Annotated in this window: 4 protein-coding genes; all 4 read left to right on the plus strand. The window is 52.4% G+C overall.

Annotation, left to right across the window (positions count from 1 at the left end):
- Positions 1-683: YggS family pyridoxal phosphate-dependent enzyme (locus tag H5U36_10090; protein MBC7218455.1), on the plus strand; the 683-nt coding region annotated here is incomplete at its 5' end.
- On the plus strand, positions 680-1,477 hold the full coding sequence (gene proC, locus H5U36_10095) for a pyrroline-5-carboxylate reductase (protein MBC7218456.1): 798 nt from the start codon (positions 680-682) through the stop codon (positions 1,475-1,477). The genes H5U36_10090 and proC, both read left to right, overlap by 4 nt.
- Positions 1,478-1,482: 5 nt before the next feature.
- Entirely contained in the window at positions 1,483-1,995 is a 513-nt protein-coding gene (locus tag H5U36_10100; GenBank protein MBC7218457.1) for a DivIVA domain-containing protein, read from the plus strand.
- Positions 1,996-1,999: 4 nt separating this feature from the next.
- Positions 2,000-2,418, plus strand: a 419-nt coding sequence (locus tag H5U36_10105; GenBank protein MBC7218458.1) for a signal peptidase II, incomplete at its 3' end; no start/stop codon positions are given.

A 2,418-nucleotide genomic window follows, 5' to 3' on the forward strand; every position in this document is an offset into this window, starting at 1 on the left:
ACATCGAGCGTGTTCGGGAAACCATTGCTGCCTTCTGTGAGAAGGCAGGAAGAGACCCAGAAGAGATCACGGTTGTTGCGGTGACAAAGGGTGTACCTGTGGAGCTCATGGAAGAAGCGAGGCAGCTGGGGATACGCATTTTTGGGGAAAATCGTGTCCAGGAAGCTCTAAGGAAGATGCCGATGTTTTCTGGGAAGGACGTTGCATGGCACTTCATCGGTCGCATGCAGCGGAATAAGCTCAGGAAAATCGTTACCCACTTCCAGTTCGTGCATTCCCTCGACCGGCCAGATTTTGGAAGGATAATGGCAGCGTATCTCCAGGACATGGGAAAAGAAGAGTACCCGGTGCTTCTTGAGGTGAACCTTACGGGAAAGACGACACAGGGAGGTGTGCCTGAGGAGAAGCTTCCAGAGCTTGTTCGTGAGCTTTCCCAGTTTTCTAACCTCCGTATTGTAGGACTCATGACCATTGGTCCCCTGGGAGGGAGTGAAGAGGAAATTCGCCGAGTGTTCCGGCGGCTTCGGGAACTCCGGGACAGGGTGAATGACCTCGGGATACCAGGTGTTCATCTTACCGAACTTTCCATGGGTATGAGCGACGATTACCCCTTGGCAATTCTTGAGGGGGCAACGATGCTCCGTCTTGGGCGAGCAATTTTTGGAGAAAGGAGAGCGCTGTGAAAGGGAACATCCTCTTTTTTGGGTGCGGCAGCATGGGGAGTGCACTTGTCCGAGGATTAGCGCGGGATGGGTGGCACAAGAAGTACCACTTTCTCCTCTTTGATAAGGTGAAAGAGCGAGCGCAAAATCTTGCAAGCTCCTGCGGTGGAACCTGGGTGGACAATCCCCTCCTCTATCCTCCGAAATTTGTCTTTTTTGCCGTTAAACCGAAAGACGTCCAAGAAGCGGCTCAGAATCTTTCCTCCTGGCAGGAGGGAGTTCTCGTTTCTGTTGTCGCAGGAGTAACCGTGCAGGAACTCAAGGAGTACTTTGCCCTTCCTGTTGTGCGCATGATGCCCAATCTCTGTGTGGAGGTTGGAGAAGGCGTTGTTCCGGTGCACTTTTCTCCGGAAGTAAAGGAAGAGGACCGGGAAGAGCTCCTCTTCCTTCTTGCTTCCTTGGGATGGGTGTTTGAGGCAAATGAGGAGGAATTGGGTCTTTTCACCGCCCTGAGTGGAAGTGGTCCTGGCATTGTTGCCCGCTTTGTCGAAGGACTCATGGATGGAGGGGTGAAAATCGGTCTTCCTTGGGAGAAGAGCTTGCGCCTTGCAGTGCAAACCGTTCTTGGGACAGCTCTGCTCCTCAAAGAGAAGGGGGTTCATCCTGGAGTTTTGAAAAATCTCGTCGCCTCTCCGGGAGGAACAACTATTGCCGGTCTTCACGTTCTTGAGCGGGCAGGCTTTGGAGGCATTCTTATGGAGAGCATAGAGGCAACCTATCAGAGGGTTCAAGAGCTCGTCAGGAAAGCGAGGTGAGGAGTTTGCCTTTGAAACCTGAGGATATTGCAGAAGCAGAGTTCAGCCGGTCGTTTCGAGGGTACAACGAGGATGAGGTTCGGGAATTCCTCGAAGAGGTAGCAGCACAAGTAGCCCTTGTGCTTGAAGAGAATAAGGAACTCCGCCGAAAGCTGTCAGAGCAAGAGGAGTACCTGCGGAGGATGCAGGCTCAGCTTGAGGAATGGAAAAAACAGGCGGAGGTTGAGAAAGAATTGGCACGCCGGGAGTCGCAGATGATTATCAAAGAAGCACGGCTTCGGGCCCAAAAGATTGTGGATGAAGCTCTCGAGAAGAAGCGAGAAATCGAGGCTTCCTACAGAGGTCTTTTTGAGAAGTACCGACTCTTCCAGATTCGTTTCAAGTCTCTCCTGCAGACTTTTATGGAGAGCCTGGAGAAAGAGGGCCTCAAGGAAGAGGAACAAGAAGAGAGCGTTAGCACTGAGGTTGTCCGCTTCTCCTTTCACGATCTCCGCAACGAAGGAAAAATTGGGAAGTAAGGTGATGGGAAAAGTCGCCTTTTTTCTCCTGTGGTTTCTCGGGGTCTTCTTCGACCAGCTGACGAAGTGGTGGGCAGAAGGGTTCCTGAGGGAGGGGGCGATCTCTGTTGTTCCGGGGGTTCTGAAGCTCCATCTTCGGAAGAACTTTGCCAGTGCCTTTGGCCTCCAGTTCCTCAACCGTCCCCAGCACGTTGCCGTGACTTTGGGTGTGACGGCATTTTTTCTCCTCTTTCTCTTCTCGAGGAGAACTTGTAAATCCTTCCCTCTCTATCTGGGAGGCTCTCTGTACCTTGCTGGTGCCTGGGGGAATCTCGTCGACCGTCTGTGGAGAGGGTACGTTGTTGATTTCATCGAACCCTCTTTTTGGGCAACGTTCAATGTGGCCGATGTGCTCATCGTCGCTGGTGTTATCGGAGTAGTGTG

This window comes from Candidatus Caldatribacterium sp., from assembly GCA_014359405.1.
Classification (GTDB): domain Bacteria; phylum Atribacterota; class Atribacteria; order Atribacterales; family Caldatribacteriaceae; genus Caldatribacterium; species Caldatribacterium oleiphilum.